Annotated in this window: 14 protein-coding genes; 11 read left to right on the top strand and 3 right to left on the bottom strand. The window is 70.2% G+C overall.

Going from position 1 to position 16,475, the window contains the following annotated elements:
- Positions 1-233 precede the first annotated feature (233 nt).
- Positions 234-614, top strand: a complete 381-nt coding sequence (ridA, locus tag ZRA01_RS10605) for a deaminase RidA (protein ID WP_141351943.1) — start codon at positions 234-236, stop codon at positions 612-614.
- A 93-nt stretch (positions 615-707) separates the two neighbouring features.
- Entirely contained in the window at positions 708-2,726 is a 2,019-nt protein-coding gene (recG, locus tag ZRA01_RS10600; RefSeq protein WP_141351955.1) for an ATP-dependent DNA helicase RecG, read from the top strand.
- 84 nt (positions 2,727-2,810) lie between these two features.
- Here the strand turns inward: recG and ZRA01_RS10595 are convergent, their stop codons facing one another.
- On the bottom strand, positions 2,811-4,856 hold the full coding sequence (locus ZRA01_RS10595; protein ID WP_141351941.1) for an SDR family NAD(P)-dependent oxidoreductase: 2,046 nt from the start codon (positions 4,854-4,856) through the stop codon (positions 2,811-2,813).
- 573 nt (positions 4,857-5,429) lie between these two features.
- On the opposite strand from ZRA01_RS10595, the gene ZRA01_RS10590 reads away from it, so the two are divergent.
- On the top strand, positions 5,430-5,984 hold the full coding sequence (locus ZRA01_RS10590) for a chorismate--pyruvate lyase family protein (protein ID WP_246093634.1): 555 nt from the start codon (positions 5,430-5,432) through the stop codon (positions 5,982-5,984).
- Positions 5,981-6,862 (top strand): 4-hydroxybenzoate octaprenyltransferase, encoded by an 882-nt coding sequence (gene ubiA / locus ZRA01_RS10585; RefSeq protein WP_141351939.1) that lies wholly within the window; start codon positions 5,981-5,983, stop codon positions 6,860-6,862. Before ZRA01_RS10590 ends, ubiA begins: the two co-directional genes overlap by 4 nt.
- Positions 6,863-6,874: 12 nt before the next feature.
- On the opposite strand, the gene waaA is transcribed toward ubiA, so the two are convergent.
- Positions 6,875-8,170, bottom strand: a complete 1,296-nt coding sequence (gene waaA, locus ZRA01_RS10580) for a lipid IV(A) 3-deoxy-D-manno-octulosonic acid transferase (RefSeq protein WP_141351937.1) — start codon at positions 8,168-8,170, stop codon at positions 6,875-6,877.
- A 194-nt stretch (positions 8,171-8,364) separates the two neighbouring features.
- Between waaA and ZRA01_RS10575 the strand changes: the two genes are divergently transcribed.
- Genes ZRA01_RS10575 through ZRA01_RS10545 form a run of 7 tightly spaced genes read left to right on the top strand, consistent with a single transcriptional unit; the run spans position 8,365 to position 15,758 of the window.
- On the top strand, positions 8,365-9,372 hold the full coding sequence (locus ZRA01_RS10575) for an NAD-dependent epimerase (RefSeq protein ID WP_141351935.1): 1,008 nt from the start codon (positions 8,365-8,367) through the stop codon (positions 9,370-9,372).
- A 54-nt stretch (positions 9,373-9,426) separates the two neighbouring features.
- Complete coding sequence (locus ZRA01_RS10570) at positions 9,427-10,215, top strand: glycosyltransferase family 2 protein (RefSeq protein WP_141351933.1); 789 nt, start codon at positions 9,427-9,429, stop codon at positions 10,213-10,215.
- Between the two features lie 3 nt (positions 10,216-10,218).
- Positions 10,219-11,085 (top strand): DNA ligase, encoded by an 867-nt coding sequence (locus ZRA01_RS10565; RefSeq protein WP_141351931.1) that lies wholly within the window; start codon positions 10,219-10,221, stop codon positions 11,083-11,085.
- On the top strand, positions 11,082-12,047 hold the full coding sequence (locus ZRA01_RS10560; RefSeq protein ID WP_170182942.1) for an NAD-dependent epimerase/dehydratase family protein: 966 nt from the start codon (positions 11,082-11,084) through the stop codon (positions 12,045-12,047). The genes ZRA01_RS10565 and ZRA01_RS10560 overlap by 4 nt, the downstream gene beginning before the upstream one ends.
- Entirely contained in the window at positions 12,037-13,050 is a 1,014-nt protein-coding gene (locus ZRA01_RS10555; protein ID WP_218028697.1) for an MraY family glycosyltransferase, read from the top strand. The genes ZRA01_RS10560 and ZRA01_RS10555 overlap by 11 nt, the downstream gene beginning before the upstream one ends.
- Positions 13,047-14,921: a polysaccharide biosynthesis protein gene (locus tag ZRA01_RS10550; RefSeq protein ID WP_141351927.1), complete on the top strand. Its 1,875-nt coding sequence runs from the start codon at positions 13,047-13,049 to the stop codon at positions 14,919-14,921. Before ZRA01_RS10555 ends, ZRA01_RS10550 begins: the two co-directional genes overlap by 4 nt.
- Positions 14,922-14,924: 3 nt before the next feature.
- Positions 14,925-15,758, top strand: a complete 834-nt coding sequence (locus tag ZRA01_RS10545) for a symmetrical bis(5'-nucleosyl)-tetraphosphatase (RefSeq protein ID WP_141351925.1) — start codon at positions 14,925-14,927, stop codon at positions 15,756-15,758.
- A 110-nt stretch (positions 15,759-15,868) separates the two neighbouring features.
- Here ZRA01_RS10545 and ZRA01_RS10540 read toward each other — a convergent pair whose 3' ends face one another.
- Positions 15,869-16,450, bottom strand: coding sequence for a lysophospholipid acyltransferase family protein (locus ZRA01_RS10540; protein ID WP_371859297.1), 582 nt, complete (start codon positions 16,448-16,450; stop codon positions 15,869-15,871).
- Positions 16,451-16,475: the final 25 nt, after the last annotated feature.

The raw sequence follows: 16,475 nt of genomic DNA, 5'->3' as shown, positions 1-16,475 counted from the left end.
GGGTCGGGTCGGGTCGGGTCGGGTCGGGTCGGGTCGGGTCGGCGCAGCGTAAACCGACGTCCCCTCCGGGTCGCCGCTCCTGCGCGGGGTGTTCCGATCCGTGTGGGGTGTTCCGATCCGTGTGGGGTGGTCGCCCGGTGTCGGGTTACGCCCGTCGGGCTAACCCGACCTACGCCCCCCCACTTCCCATTCCCCCTGTAAAATTAGTCAGTCCAACCCCACGGAGTCACCCCATGTCCAAGCAGATCATCGCCACCACCAGCGCCCCCGCCGCCATCGGCACCTACTCCCAGGCTGTCAAGGCCGGCAACACCGTGTATTTGTCGGGCCAGATCGGGCTCGACCCGGCCACCATGCAGATGGTCGAGGGCTTCGAGGCCCAGACCGTGCGCGTGTTCGAGAACCTCAAGGCGGTGGCCGAGGCCGCCGGCGGTTCGCTGGCCGACGCGGTCAAGCTCAACATCTACCTCACCGACCTGGCCAACTTCGCCAAGGTGAATGAGGTGATGGCGCGTTACTTCAGCGAGCCCTACCCGGCCCGCGCCGCCGTCGGCGTCAAGGAGCTGCCCCGCGGTGCGGTGGTCGAGGCCGACGCGATCCTCGTCATCGGCTGAACCTTGTCCGAACTCGTCGAGCCGGCCGGCACTGCGCCCGCCGAACCTGCGCCCGCCGCTCCGAAAAAGCCGGCCCACCGCGGCTGGCCCGGGGTGGGGCCGCAGCTCGCCGAGCGGCTGGCGAAGATCGACGTCTTCTCGCCGGCCGACCTGATCCTCCACCTGCCGCTGCGCTACGAGGACGAGACCCGCCTCACCATGCTGGCCGACGTGCGCCCCGGCGTGCCGGCCCAGTGCGAGGTCGAGGTGCTCTCCTGCGAGGTCACGCCGCCGCCGCGCCGCCAGCTGGTGGCCCGGGCGCGGGACGCCAGCGGCGAGGTGATGCTGCGCTTCGTGCATTTCTACCCGCAGCAGCAGAAGCAGCTGGCCGCCGGCAGCCGGCTGCGCATCTTTGGCGAGCTGCGCGACGGTTTCTTCGGCGCCGAGATGATCCACCCGCGCCTCAAGCCGGTGGCGGCCGGCGAGCCGCTGCCCGAGAGCCTCACGCCGGTTTACCCGACCACCGCCGGCCTCGCCCAGTCGGCGCTGCGCAAGCTCATTGCCGGCGCCATGCGCCACAACGGCGTGCGCGACGAGCTGCCCGAGGCCCTGCGCCGCAACCTCAACCTGCCCGCGCTGCCCGAGGCGCTGCACCTGCTCCACGCGCCGCCGCCGTCGGTGGCGCTCATCGACATCGAAGACCGCGGCCACCCGGCCTGGCAGCGCATCAAGCTCGACGAGCTGCTCGCCCAGCAGATCTCCCTGCGCCGCGCCTACGCCGCCCGCCGCGCCAAGAACGCGCCGGGGCTGCCGTTGCGGGACACGCTGACACGCGATCTGCTCGGCCAGCTGCCCTTCGCCCTCACCGGTGCCCAGGCCCGCGCCTTTGCCGAGATCGCCCGTGATCTCGCCTCCGACCACCCGATGCAGCGCCTGCTGCAGGGCGACGTGGGCAGCGGCAAGACCTGCGTAGCGGCGCTGGCGATGCTGCAGGCCGCCGAGAACGGCCGCCAGGCGGTGCTGATGGCGCCCACCGAGATCCTCGCCGAGCAGCACTTCCGCAAGCTCACCGACTGGCTCACGCCGCTCGGGCTGGAGGTGGCCTGGCTGTCCGGCAGCCGCAAGAAGAAGGAGCGCGAGGCCACCCTGGCGCGCCTTGCCGCCGGCGAGATATTGCTGGCGGTGGGCACCCACGCGCTGATCGAAGACCCGGTGACGCTGCCTGGCCTGGCCCTGGCGGTGGTCGACGAGCAGCACCGCTTCGGCGTGCGCCAGCGCCTGGCCCTGCGCGAGAAGGGCCAGGCCGGCGAGTCGCCCCACATGCTGATGATGTCGGCCACGCCGATCCCGCGCACGCTGGCGATGAGCTACTACGCCGACCTCGACGTGTCGGTGCTCGACGAGCTGCCGCCGGGCCGCACGCCCATCGTCACCAAGCTGGTGGCCGAGGCGCGCCGCGAGGAGGTGATCCGCCGCGTCCACGACGCCTGCATCGAGGGCCGCCAGGCCTACTGGGTGTGCCCGCTGATCGAGGAGTCCGAGGCGCTGCAGCTGAAGACCGCCGAGGAGACCTACGAGATGCTCTCCGCCGCGCTGCCCGACCTGCCGGTGGGGCTGGTGCACGGGCGGCTCAAGAACGACGTCAAGTCGGCGATGATGGATGCCTTCGTGAGCGGCCAGCTGAAGGTGCTGGTGGCCACCACGGTGATCGAGGTGGGCGTGGACGTGCCCAACGCCAGCCTGATGGTCATCGAGCACGCCGAGCGCTTCGGCCTCGCCCAGCTGCACCAGCTGCGCGGGCGGGTGGGGCGCGGCGCGCACCAGTCGGCGTGCATCCTGATCTTCGCGCAGCCCCTGTCCCAGGCCGGCCGCGAGCGCCTCAAGGCCATCTACGAGCACACCGACGGCTTCGTGATCGCCCGCGAAGACCTGCGCATCCGCGGCCCCGGCGAGTTCATCGGCGCCCGCCAGAGCGGCGTGCCGCTGCTGCGCTACGCCGACCTTGAGGAAGACGCGGCGCTGGTGGACATCGCCCGCGGCCTCGCCGAAGAGATCCTGCGTGACGCCCCGCGGGTGGCCGACGCGATCACTGCCCGCTGGTTCGGGGGGCGGGCCAACCTGCTGAAGGCCTGAGGGCGGGGCTCTCAAGGAGACGCAGGCAGGTTTCCTTGCACCCCCACGGGGGGCGGGCTGGGCGGAGCCCGGCCCCGGGGGCGCTCAGAACTTCTCGATCCACGGGCGCAGGTCGAGCTCCTGGGTCCAGGTGCTCGGGTGCTGGCGGTGCAGGGCCAGGTAGTTCTCGGCGATCTCGTCGGGGTAGAGGCCGGCCATGCGCTCCCACTGCAGCGCCGAGCTGCCGTCCTTGAGGATGCCGCCGTCGATGATCACATGGGCCACGTGGATGCCCTTCGGGCCGAGCTCGCGCGCCATGCACTGGGCCAGGGCCCGCTGGCCCCACTTGCCGACGGCCATGTTGGCGTAGCCCTCGCGGCCGCGCATGGCGGCGGTGGCACCGGTGAAGATGAGGGTGCCGGCACCGCGGGTCAGCATCGCCCGCGCCACCTCGCGGCCGACCAGAAAGGCGCCCAGGCAATTCACCTCCCAGCAATCGATGAAGGCCGCGGTCTCGATGTCGACCACGTGGCCGGGGCCGTAGTGCTCGGTGCAATACACCGCGAGCCTGGGCACGTCGAGCTCGCTGCACACGGCGCGGACCATCCCGGTGACGGCGGGGTCTTCGGTGATGTCGCAGGGGTAGATGCGGGCTGTCACCCCGAGGCCCTGCAGTTCATCCACGAGGGCCTCGAGGCGCTGGCCGTCCCGTGCGACGAGGGCGATGTCCATCCCCTCGCGGGCAAAGCGGCGGGCCAGCGAGGCGCCCAGCCCGGGGCCGACCCCGACGATGAGCGCGACGCCCCCCGCGCCGGGGGCCGCGCCCTGCGCGCTGCTCAAGTGTTGCATGATGCCTTCCTTTCGGGGAGTGCCGGGCGGGGCCGGGGCGCGCGGTTTGCGCACCGGCTTGGTCTTCTTCAGTTGCCAGCGTATGGATACGTTTCCGACATGCCAGACGTAGCCCGTCTTGCTGCGGCACCAGGCCCGCCGGGCCAGATTCAAGGGCCACAGGGCCGCCGCCGGCCAGCCGCGCATGCCCGGCTTGATGGCCTGCTCCCCACAGGCGTCGGCGCACACCATGCAGTCGACGCAGCGGGCGTAGTCGATGAGCGGCTTGCCTTGGGGGCCGGCGGTGATGAGCCCGATCGGGCAGATCTGGATGCAGTCGCCACAGCCGGTGCAGCGTGCGGCGTCGATGATGGGGCGCTGGCGCAGGGTGGTCTTGTGGACGACTCGGAGCGTGCGCTGCAGGCGGCTCTCGGGGGTGATGGCGGTGGCCTTGCGCTGGGCCTGCGCGAAGACCGGCAGGTCGGCCCAGGACAGGCCGCGCAGGTCGATGTCCTGCCGCGCCCATTGCCCGAGCCCGAGGCGCTGCCCCCACACCAGGCTGCCGATCTGACCCGGGTCCCAGCCGAGGGCCTGGACCGATACGCTGTCGAGGGCGACCGGGTCGGTGGAGGCGCCGATCAGGCCCACGCGCCACAGGTCGGCCTTCGAGTCGGGGCAGACGGTGGTCATGTCGGACAGCGACAGGGTGGGGCGGGACTGCCGGCACAGGTCGGCGACGGCGGCGTTCAGGGCGTCGTGATCGCGCAGCAGCTCGAACAACTGCGCGTTGCCGGCACCGACCACGGCGTTGAACATGTTCTTGAGGGCACCGCTCCAGATGAAGGTCGGGTGGAGGACGGCGTTGGCCAGATTGATCACCACGTCGGCATCCAGCACGGCCCGGCTGAGCAGGTATTGACGGGGGCGCGGGATGCCGCTAGGAACGAGGCGCCCGCCGGCCTTGGCAAAACTGACGAGCTCGGCGCCGGCCCGTTCGGCCAGCAGGTGGAGCCACATCTCGTCGGGGGGTGGCTGGGTTCGGCGCAGGTGCCGCGAGCCTTCGTCGCCCAGGGTCGGGCGCCCGCCGCAGTCGCGAACCATGCCTATCATCGTCTCGATCAGGGCCGGGTGGGACACCATGCGGGTCTCTGGTGCGCGCATCGGGCCGTGGCGCAGGTAGGGCTTGACGAGCACCCGGTCGCCCGGGCGAACCAGCCGCGAAAGTGGCTGTTCGATCAGGGCCAGGGCCTGTTCGACCGATTGCCGGAGGGCTTCCGCCTGGTAGGAGGTGTTGCGGACCAGGGCAACGACTGAGGTTTGCATTGCGGCTCCATTCCTGGGCGCCGGTTGAGGCAAAGTCGAACCCTTTGGCAGGGTCCTGGAAACGGCGCCTCACCGCCATCGGCGGGCTCAAGCGCCGCATGAGCACTCTCTGTCGTGCCTTCGCCAGCGCTCACTCCGAGGGTGGCGGCGCTACACGCTCGCAGGCTCGTACCTGGGCCCGGCGTTGTCGCTCCGCCCTGCTGCCCCGTCGGGGGGCAGTCGCACCATCGGGCGCGCCAGACAGCCGTCTTCAGGACGATTGGCAGAATCAGGCGTTTTCATGTGCTTTATGAAGATTCTGGCAGATTTTGTGATCTGTGGTTAAAAACGATATGGGGGCCGCGCCCGATTGTGATCGCCTGTGCGGTGTCGGTGGGCTTGGCTTGACGTCTGGCGTTCGCCGCACCCGGGCCGGCGACGGGGGCCAGCCCGCAGCTCGTCGATGATCTACTCCGGCGTCGGCCTGGGGCGCGGCGCCACGGCCGATTCACCGTCAAGCTGAATAGCTCCGCTCTGGCGAGCGAAAACCCCCTACAATTGCGGCGCTTGTGCCGACCCTGTTTCTCGTAGTTCATGACCCTCGCTCATTTCCCCGGTCGCGACCCCTTCCGGATGGCGGCCTGGCAGGCCCCACGCGGGATGCGCGGCTGGCTCACCGACGACAGCTCGCTCACCGCGCGCATCCGTTCCCGCTGTGGGCGCTTCTCGTTGCAGCTGGTGCGCCAGGGCAAGGGCTGCGTGCTGCCGGACGAGCTGGCGGCCCTCGGCGTGCAGCGCCACGGGGCCCTGTGGCAGCGGGAGGTGCTGCTGGTTGCCGACGGTGAGCCGGTGGTGTTCGCCCGCTCGCTGGTGGCGGCCACCACGATCCCCGCCGCCTGGCACCTGCTCCATGGCCTCGGTGGGCGGCCGCTGGCGGCGGTGCTGTTCGACGATCCGCGGGTGCGCCGTTCGGCCCTCGAGGCGGCCCGCCTCGATGCCCGCGATTTCCGCTGGCATCGGGCCGTGCAGGCCCTCGGCCAGCCCGCGCTGCCGGCGCTGTGGGCGCGCCGCTCGGCCTTCCGGCGCCACGGCGTGCCGCTCCTCGTTACCGAAATCTTCCTGCCGGCGATCCGGAACCTGAACCCATGACGACCATGAGCACCCTCAGCCTGCGTCAGCGCCTGTCCGAATACGAAAAGCTGATGCGCCTCGACAAACCCATCGGCATCCTGCTGCTGCTGTGGCCAACCCTGTGGGCCCTGTGGGTGGCCAGCGACGGCCGGCCGGCGGCGTGGGTGGTGGCGATCTTCGTGGTCGGTACGGTGCTGATGCGCTCGGCCGGCTGCGTGATCAACGACTACGCCGACAAGGACTTCGACGGCCACGTGGAGCGCACCCGCAACCGCCCGCTGGCGGCCCGCCGGATCAGCCCGAAGGAGGCCCTGGGGCTGGCGGCGGGCTTGTCGGTGCTGTCGTTCCTGCTGGTGCTGCCGCTCAACGGCCTGACCATCGCGATGAGCGTGCCGGCGGTCTTCCTGGCCGGCAGCTACCCCTACACCAAGCGTTTTCTGGCGATTCCCCAGGCCTACCTGGGCATCGCCTTCGGCTTCGGCATCCCGATGGCCTTCGCGGCCTTCCAGAACGACATCCCGCTGGTGGCCTGGGTGATGCTGCTCGCCAACGTGTTCTGGGCGGTGGCCTACGACACCGAGTACGCGATGGTGGACCGGCCCGACGACTTGAAGATCGGCATCAAGACCTCGGCGATCACCTTCGGCCGCTTCGAGGTCGCGGCCATCATGATCTGCTACGCGATGACCCTGCTGCTGCTCGGCTGGGCCGGGCTCGCCACCGGCGCCGGGGCGCCCTTTCTGGCCGGGCTGGTGGTGGCCGCCGGGCTGATGGCCTACCACTACACCCTGATCCGCGAGCGCGACCGCCCGCGGTGCTTCAAGGCGTTTTTGCACAACAACTGGGTGGGTGGGGCGATCTTCGCCGGCTGGGTGGCGGATTACCTGCTGCGCTGAGGGTGGGCGGTTTCAGCGCTCGCCGGGCCGGCGTGGCCGGGCGGTGCGCAGCAGCGGAGTGATCAGGTCCATGGTGCGACCTGTGGCGCCCCGGTGGGAATGGGCAAACAGGCTGCCAGCGGCGCTCATGGTCTTGCGGCGGATCGGGTCGGCGATGATCTCGAGGGCCACCTGCAGCGCGTCGGCGATGTCGTCGGCGCGCACCGCGGCACCCACCTCGATGGCCTGCTCGCAGACCGCCTTGAAGTTGAAGGTGTGGGGGCCGACGATCACCGGGCAGCCGACTGCGCTGGCCTCGATCGGGTTCTGGCCACCCAGCCGGGCCCACGAGCCGCCGATGATCGCCACGTCGGCGGCGCCGTAGTAGGCGTGCATCTCGCCCATCGAATCCCCCAGCCAGACCCGGGTGTCGGCCATCACCGGCACGCCCTTCGAGCGCTTCTGCATCTTGAGGCCGGCGCGCTTGACCAGTTTGGCGACCTCGTCGAAGCGGTCGGGGTGGCGGGGCACCAGCACCAGCAGCACCTCGGGCGGGCACATCCGCGCAAAGGCTTCGAGCAGCGGGCCCTCCTCGCCCTCGCGGGTGCTCGCCGCGAGCAGGATCTCGCGCTGGGGCCCGAAGCGGTTGCGGAAGTCGGCGGCCAGCGCCTGCATGGCCGGCGGCGGGGCGATGTCGAACTTGATGTTGCCGGTGATCATCACGTAGCGGGCGCCCAGGTCGGCCATGCGCTGGCCGTCGGCCTCGGTCTGGGCACCGATCGCCGACAGGTGGGCGAAGGCTTCGCGGGCAAGGCCGCCGATGCGGCTGTAACCCTTGGCCGAGCGGGCCGACAGGCGGGCGTTGACCATCGCCAGCGGGGTGCCGGTGTGGTGGCAGGCGCGCACCAGGTTGGGCCACAGCTCGGTTTCCATCAGGATGCCGATGCGGGGGTGGAAATGCCGCAGGAAGCCCGAGATCGCCCACGGGATGTCGTAGGGCAGGTAGGCGCTCTGCACCCGGGGGGCGAGCTTGCCATACAGCTCGGCGGCGGTGGCGCGGCCGGTGGGGGTCATGTGGGTGAGGAGCACCCGGTGGTCGGGGTAGGTGTCGAGCAGGGCGTGGAGCAGCGGCGCGCAGGCCCGGGTCTCGCCTACCGACACGGCATGCAGCCAGATCACCGGATTGTTGAGGCGGGTGCGGTAGAAACCGAAGCGCTCGGGGATATGCCGCAGGTAGTCGGGCTGGCGCCGCGCGCGCCACACCAGGCGCAGCAGCACGAAGGGTAGGGCGATAAGCCAGACGAGGGTGTAAAGGCTGCGCAGAATCAAGGCATTGGCATCGTTGATCGAGAGTGCAAAGTATAACGGGTCGTTACAGAAGACACGGACAAGTTGTTTCTAGGATTTACCCTGCATGAGCCTCATGCGAAAATCAGCGGCCTGACAGCCGCTTGTTCCGCCCCCGTGGTCCGCTCTCTGCTCCGGCTGTCCCGAACCCAACAATCCGGATCGTCCCCACGCTCATGAAAATCCTCGTCACCGGTGCTGCCGGTTTTATCGGCATGCACACCAGCCAGGTTCTGCTGGCCCGCGGCGATCAAGTCGTCGGCATCGACAATCTCAACGATTACTACGACGTCCAGCTCAAGCTCGATCGCCTGGCGCGCCTCACGCCCCACGCGAACTTCCGCTTCATCAAGCTCGATGTGGCCGACCGGGAGGGCATGGAGAGGCTCTTCGCCGAGGAGAAGTTCGACCGGGTCATCCACCTGGCGGCGCAGGCCGGCGTGCGTTACTCGCTGGTCAACCCGCATTCCTACGTCGAGAGCAACGTGGCGGGTTTCATGAACATCCTCGAGGGCTGCCGCCACAGCAAGGTGCAGCACCTGGTGTATGCCAGCAGCTCCAGCGTGTACGGCGGCAACACCCGGATGCCGTTCTCCGAGCACGACAGCGTCGACCATCCGGTCAGCATCTACGCCGCCACCAAGAAGGCCAACGAGCTGATGGCCCACACCTACAGCCACCTCTTTGGCCTGCCGACCACCGGGCTGCGCTTCTTCACGGTGTATGGCCCGTGGGGCCGCCCCGACATGGCGCTGTTCCTGTTCACCAAGGCGATCCTCGAAGGCCGCCCGATCGACGTGTTCAACCACGGCAAGATGAAGCGCGACTTCACCTTCGTCGATGACATCGTGCAGGGCGTCGTGCGCACCATGGACCGTGTCGCCGAGCCCGATCCCGCTTACAATGCCGACCTGCCCGATCCGGGGCGCAGCAATGTGCCCTTCCGTGTGTTCAACATCGGCAACAACAACCCGGTCGAGCTGATGAGCTTCATCGAAGCCATCGAGGATGCCGTGGGTGTCAAGGCCGAAAAGAACTTCATGCCCCTGCAGGACGGCGACGTGCCGGCCACCTATGCCAACACCGACGAACTCAATGCCTGGACCGGCTTCAAGCCGGAAACCCCGGTACGCGAAGGGGTCGGGCGTTTCGTCGAGTGGTACCGGAGCTACTACAAGCTCTGATTTCCGCCGGGGGCGCCCGGCGCCGCTCCCGCCGCCCGGCCGCGGGGGGCAAGCATGGCGCCCCTGACCGTCAGCCTCGTGCTGTACCGCCCCGAGTCCGCCCTGCTGCGGGCCACCCTGGCCGCCCTCGAGGTGGCCAGCCGGCGGGCCGATCTGCAGCCTGACCTCTTCCTGATCGACAACGGCGGCAGCGCCGAAGCGCTGGCTGGCCTCGAGCTGCCCGCCGGCTGGACGGTGCACCACATCGCAGGCCACGGTAACGTGGGTTTCGGCTGTGGCCACAACCTCAGCCTCGACGGCGCCGGCGATTTCCACCTGATCCTCAACCCCGATCTCGAGCTGGCGCCCGACGCCCTCGTCGAGGCGCGGGCCTTCATGGCCGCCCACCCCGAATGCGGCCTCCTGGCGCCGGCTGCCCACTGGGACGACGGGCGCATCCAGTATCTGTGCAAGCGGGTGCCCTCGGTCTTCGACCTCTTCCTGCGCGGCTTCGCACCGGGCTGGCTGCGCCGCCTCAACGCCCGCCGCATGGCCCGCTACGAGATGCAGGACCTCATCGGCGAGCAGGTGGTGTGGGACCCGCCCCTCGTCAGCGGCGCCTTCATGCTGTTCCGCACCGGCGTGCTGCGCCGCCTTGGGGGCTTCGACCCCGACTTCTTCCTGTACTTCGAAGACTACGACCTGAGCCTGCGGGCGGCGCGCCTGACGCGAATCGCATATGTGCCGGCGGTCAAGGTGGTGCATCATGGCGGCCATGCGGCGCGCAAGGGCTTGCACCACATCCGGCTCTTCGTGAGCGGCGCCGCGCGATTCTTCAACAAGCACGGATGGCGGTGGTTCTGACCCATGGCGACCAACACACGTATTGCTCCCTGCCTGCGCGCCGTCGCGCTGGCCCTGGCCCTCGCAAGCGGCCTACCCTCCGCGCTGGCCGCGCCGGTGGCGCCGCCGCTGCTGCTCGCCGAGGTGCTGCGCGGTGACGTGGCGCTGGCCGACTACTGGGTCAGCGAAAAGCTCGACGGCGCCCGTGCCCTGTGGGACGGTCAGCGCCTGCGCTTTCGCAGCGGCCGGCCGGTGCCGGCGCCGGAGTGGTTCGTCGCCGGGCTGCCGCCCGAGCCCCTCGACGGTGAGCTGTGGATCGGCCGCGGGCGCTTTGCCGAGCTGTCCGGCATCGTGCGCCGCCAGCAGCCCCGCGACGACGAATGGCGGCAGGTGCGCTTCATGGTGTTCGAGCAGCCCGATGGCGCCGGCAGCTTCACCGAGCGCGCCGAACGCCTGAAGGCCATCGTGGCCCGGGCTGGCGTGCCCTGGTTACAGGTGGTGGAGCAGTTCCGGGTGGCCGACCGGGCGGCGCTGCAGGCCCGCCTCGACGCGGTCGTGGCCGGCGGCGGCGAGGGCCTGATGCTGCACCGGGCCGACGCGCCCTATGTCACCGGGCGCAGCGACGCGCTCCTCAAGCTCAAGCCGCGGCTCGACGCCGAGGCGACCGTCCTCGCGCATCTGCCCGGGCGCGGGCGGCTGGCCGGCATGATGGGCGCGCTGCTGGTCGAGACGCCTTCCGGCGTGCGCTTTCAGCTGGGCACCGGCTTCACCGACGCCGAGCGGCGTGAGCCGCCGCCGGTGGGCGCCCAGGTCACTTTTGTGTACCGTGAGCTGACCCGCGACGGGGTGCCGCGCTTCGCCAGCTATTGGCGGCGGCGGGAGGCGTTTTGACGCTCGGCCGCTGCCTCGTCACCGGTGGGCGCGGCTTCATCGGCGCCCGGCTGGTCGCCGCGTTGCGGGCGGATGGTGTCACGCTGCGGGTGCTGACCCGGGGTGATGTGCCGGGGCCCGACGAAGTCCGCGGCGAGCTGGCCGACCCGGACAGCCTGGCGCGGGCCTGCGAGGGCGTCGACACGGTGTTCCACTGCGCCGGCCACGCCCATGCCTTCGGGGCGCTCAGTGCCGATGAGGCGGCCCGCCACCGGCAGGTCAACTTCGAGGGTACGCGGGCGCTGGCCGAGGCGGCGGGGCGCGCCGGGGTGCGGCGTTTCGTGTTTCTTTCCAGCGTCAAGGCGATGGGCGAGCCGCTGGATGCGTGCATCGACGAAGACTGGCCCGCGCCGCCGACGGGCGCCTACGGCCAGGCCAAGCGCGCCGCCGAAGACGCCCTGCAGGCGGCCGCCGGGGATTACGGGATGCACGCCGTGAGCCTGCGCCTGGCGATGGTGTATGGCGCGGGTGGGCGCGGCAACCTGGAGCGCATGGCGGCGCTGGTGCGGCGGGGTATCTTTCCGCCGCTGCCGGAGACCGGCAACCGGCGCTCGCTGGTGCATGTGTCGGACGTGGTGGCGGCGATCCGCCGGGTGGCCCTCGACCCCCGCGCGGCAGGCCGCAGCTACATCGTCGCCCATCCTGAAACCCATTCCGGGCGCCAGCTCTTCGATGCGCTGCGGGCGGCCCAGGGGCTGGCGCCGGTCAGGTGGTCGGTGCCGCGGGGGGTATTGACGGCAGCGGCCCGGCTGGGCGACGGGGTCGAGCGGTTGCTCTCGCGGCGCGTCCCGCTCGACAGCGAGGCGCTCGGGCGGCTACTCGGCTCGGCCTGTTATTCGCCGGCCCGCATCGAGCGGGAGCTCGGCTGGCGGGCCCGGGTGGGGCTGGCCGAAGGTCTGCGGGAGATGCTCGGTGGGGTTTGACAGCGTGTTGCCGGCGGTTGCCGTGGCGGCCTTCGCCGTGGCCTGGGGGGTGACCTGGCTGTGCTGCCGCCCGGGGTCGTGGCTGTATTTTCTGGACCATCCCAACGCCCGCTCGCTGCATGTGCGGCCGACGCCCCGCACCGGCGGGGTGGGGGTGATGGCGGGCATCGCCGCGGCGGTTGTGGTGACGATCGTGGTGGCGAGCCCCGGGCGAGCCCTGCTGGTGGCGCTGGGCGGGGCCTTCGTGCTGGCGGCACTGGGGCTGGCGGATGACCGGGCCGGTTTGTCGGCACGGCTGCGTTTGCTGGCCCAGGTGCTGGTGGCCGGGGCTTTTGTGGCGCTGGCCGGGGTGGCCGGTGGCTGGGGCGTTGCGCTGCTGTTGCTGCTCGGGCTGGTGTGGATGGGCAATCTGTACAACTTCATGGACGGCTCCGACGGGCTCGCCGGCGGCATGGCGGTGTTCGGCTTCGGGGCCTTTGCCTGGGCTGCCGGGCAGGGCGGCGAGCCGGCACTGGCGGCAGTGTGTGCGGGTGTGGCGGCGGCGGCGGCGGGCTTTCTGTGCTTCAATTTCCACCCGGCGCGCATCTTCATGGGGGATGTCGGCTCGGTGCCGCTGGGCTTCACGGCCGGTGCGCTGGGCCTGGTGGGCTGGCGGAGCGGCGCCTGGCCCCTGTGGTTTCCCTTGCTGGTCTTCGCGCCCTTCATCCTGGACGCGACGGTGACCCTGCTGAGGCGAGCGTTGCGGGGCGAGAAGGTCTGGCAGGCGCACCGCAGTCACTATTATCAGCGCATGGTGCAGATGGGCCTGGGCCACCGGGGGACGGCCCTGCGTGCCTACGGGCTGATGGCGCTGTGCGGGGTGGCGGCAGTTGCGGGGTTGCGGGTGGGGTTCTCGCTGCAGTGCGCCATCATTACAATGTGCATTACTGCACACCTTATCGTCGGCTACCGGATCGACCGCGCGTGGCGCAGTCACCGGGCTGGCGAGCCTGAGAAGCCTTGATCAAGCGAATCCACCACCCCCTCCTGGTTTATCTCTCCGACGTGATCGGCGTTGCCCTCGCGTGGTGGGGGGCGTACCTGATCCGCTTCAATTTCAGCATCCCGGCGGAGTTCATCCCGGGGTTCCAGCTGGGGTTGATCGTCGTGATCGCCCTCCAGGGCGGGCTGCTGCGGGCCTTCGGCCTGTACCGCAGCCTGTGGCTCTTCGCCAGCCTGCCGGATCTCCTCTGCATCGCCCGGGCGGTGGTGGTGGCGGCGGTGCTCACGCCGCTGGTGGTGGTGGTGGCGGTGCGCTACGCCCCCGAGGTGCCGCGCTTGGTGTATCTGCTGCAGCCGATGCTCCTGGCGATCTACATGGGCGGCAGTCGGGCCCTCTACCGCACCTGGAAGGAGTTCCGGCTCTACGGCGGGCTGCGCGCCCAGGGGCAGCCGGTGCTGGTGCTGGGGGGCGGCGAGGCGGCCGTCAATCTGGTGCGCGACCTGTCCCGCTCAGCCGAGTGGCGGGTGGTCGGGGTGCTCGACGATACGCCGGGGCACCGGGGGCGCGAGATCCATGGGTGCGAGGTGCTGGGCGGCATCGCCGAGCTCGACTGGCTGGCGGAAGAGATGAAGGTTGGCCACGCGATCATCGCGATGCCCAGCGAAGGCCACGAAAAGCGCCGCGTGGCGGCCAGCGCCTGCGTGCGGGCCGGGGTCAAGGCCTTGATCCTGCCGGGGATCGAGGATGTGATGACTGGCCGGGTCAACCTGAGCCAGGTGCGCCAGGTTGACGTGGAAGACCTCCTCGGCCGCGATCCTGTGCGCATCCATACCGCCGAGGTGCGGGAATACCTGCGCGGCAAGGCGGTGATGGTGACCGGGGCGGGTGGGTCGATCGGCTCCGAGCTGTGCCGGCAGATCGCCCGTTTCGAGCCCTCTGTGCTGGTCTGTTTCGAGCTGAACGAATTTGCCCTGTATCGGCTGACCGAAGAGTTCGCGGTGCATTTCCCCACCGTTCAGGTGGTGGCGATCGCTGGCGACGTGAAGGACTCGATCCGCGTGGACGAGATCATCGGCCGTTTCCGGCCCCACGTGATCTTTCACGCCGCGGCCTACAAGCACGTGCCCCTGATGGAGGACGACAACGCCTGGCAGGCGGTGCGCAACAACGTGCTGGGCACCTGGCAGGTCGCGCGCAGCGCGGTGGCCTTCGGCGTGCCGCGCTTCGTGCTGGTGTCCACCGACAAGGCTGTTAACCCGACCAACGTGATGGGCGCCACCAAGCGCCTCGCCGAGCGGGTGTGCCAGGCGCTGGCGCTGCAGGGCAAGACCCAGTTCGAGATCGTGCGCTTCGGCAACGTGCTGGGCAGTGCCGGCAGCGTGATTCCGAAGTTTGCCGAGCAGATCGCCGCCGGCGGGCCCGTCACCGTCACGCACCCGGAGATCACCCGTTATTTCATGTCGATCCGTGAGGCGGCCCAGCTGGTCCTCCAGGCCGGCTCGATGGGCCACGGCGGCGAGATCTTCGTGCTCGACATGGGCAAGCCGGTGCGCATCGCCGACCTGGCCCAGGACATGATCCGCCTCTCCGGCCATTCCGAATCGGACATCCGCATCGTGTTCAGCGGCCTGCGCCCCGGCGAGAAGCTCTATGAAGAGCTGCTCGCCGACTCCGAGCTCACCCTCCCCACCCACCACCCCAAGCTGCGTATCGCCCGGGCCGAGCCCGCCACCGACGGCTGGCTTGACGTGCTGCTGGCCTGGCTGCGCCAGCGGCGTGCGGTCGGCGCGGCCGAAGTGCGGCGCGAGCTGCGCCACTGGGTGCCCGAATATGCCCCCAGCCCGGCCGCTCCCCAATTGAAAGCGGTGGACGCCACCGCCCAGAGAGCCTAAACCATGGCAACTTACGCGATCGGCGACATCCAGGGGTGTTTCACCTCACTCATGGCCCTGCTCAAGCGGGTCGCCTTCGACCCGGCCCACGACCGCCTGTGGCTGGTGGGCGACCTCGTCAACCGGGGGCCGGATTCGCTGCACACCCTGCGCTTCGTCCGCGACCTGGGGCCGGCGGCGGTGACGGTGCTGGGCAACCACGATCTCTACCTGCTGATGGTGGCCTATGGCGCGGTGCGCAGCCGGGCCAAGGACGACACCATCCAGGCCGTGCTCGACGCCCCCGACCGCGATGCCCTGCTCGGCTGGCTGCGCACGCGGCCGCTGATGCACGTGGAGAACGGCTTCGCGATGGTGCATGCGGGCCTCCTGCCCAGCTGGAGCGTGCCCCAGGCGCGGGCTCTGGCCCGGGAGGTCGAGGGCGCGCTGGCCGGCCCCTACCATGCCGACCTGCTCCACAACATGTGGGGCAGTGAGCCGGCCGCCTGGCACCCCGACCTGCGCGACTATGCGCGGATGCGGGTGATCGTCAACGCGATGACCCGCATGCGTTTCTGCACCCTCGACGGGCAGATGGACTTCAAGGTGAAGGGCGAGGTGATCAAGGCCCCCAAGGGCTATGTGCCCTGGTTCGAGGTGCCCGGGCGGAAGAGCGCCGACACCACGCTGGTGTTCGGCCACTGGTCGGCTTTGGGGTTACGGGTCGAGCCCCGGCTGCTGGCGCTGGATTCGGGCTGCCTGTGGGGGCGCGAGCTGAGCGCGGTGCGGCTGGAGGACAGGGCGGTGTTCCAGGTGGCCTGCCCCGGGCTCAGCCACGGCAAGGTCAAGCCCTCGTAGGCCGCGAGGCCGGCGCCGGGGGCAGCGGCTTCTCAACGAGGCGCGGGGTCGCCTCAGGGTTCCTTAGCCCTCGCGGGGCGAGCTGGATAAAGCCGGGCGCCCGGGGGCGCTCAACAGTTGGCGATCCGCTCGACGATCGCGTCGCGGGCGCGCTGGGACAGGCGCTTGCGGTCGGGCAGTTCCGTGGTCGCCAGCTGGGGCAGCACGTGGATGCGTGCAACGATCTCCCTCTCGGCCACGATGGCTTTCAGGCAATCCAGCAGGCTCACGTCGCCGTCGTAGGCCGGGGCGCGAGTGAAACGGCCGTCCGGCAGGCGATAGCACAGGGCGAGGGGCTGGATCGGCGCGCCGGCCTCGATGGCCGGCTGCAGCAGCGCCGCATGGAAGGGGTGCACCTGGCTGCCGTCGGTGGTGGTGCCCTCCGGAAACAAGGCCACCTGGCGCCCGCGGCCCAGGAGGCTGGCGATCTCAGCGTTCACGATGCGCGCATGGCCGCGGCTGCCGCGGCGCAGGAAGACCGTCTCGTTTTTGGCGGCCAGCCAGCCGATCAGCGGCCACTCGCGCACCTCGGCCTTCGAGATGAAGGCGGCCGGATAGGCGGCGTTGATCACGAAGATGTCCAGCCACGACACATGGTTGGCGACCAGCAGGCTGCCGGGGGCGACGAAGGGCTCGTCCTTCTCGAGGCGGATGCCGAGGATCTTCAGCAGGTGGGCC

Source organism: Zoogloea ramigera (assembly GCF_006539865.1).
GTDB lineage: Bacteria > Pseudomonadota > Gammaproteobacteria > Burkholderiales > Rhodocyclaceae > Zoogloea > Zoogloea ramigera.
This window is presented reverse-complemented; position numbering and strand designations above follow the sequence as displayed.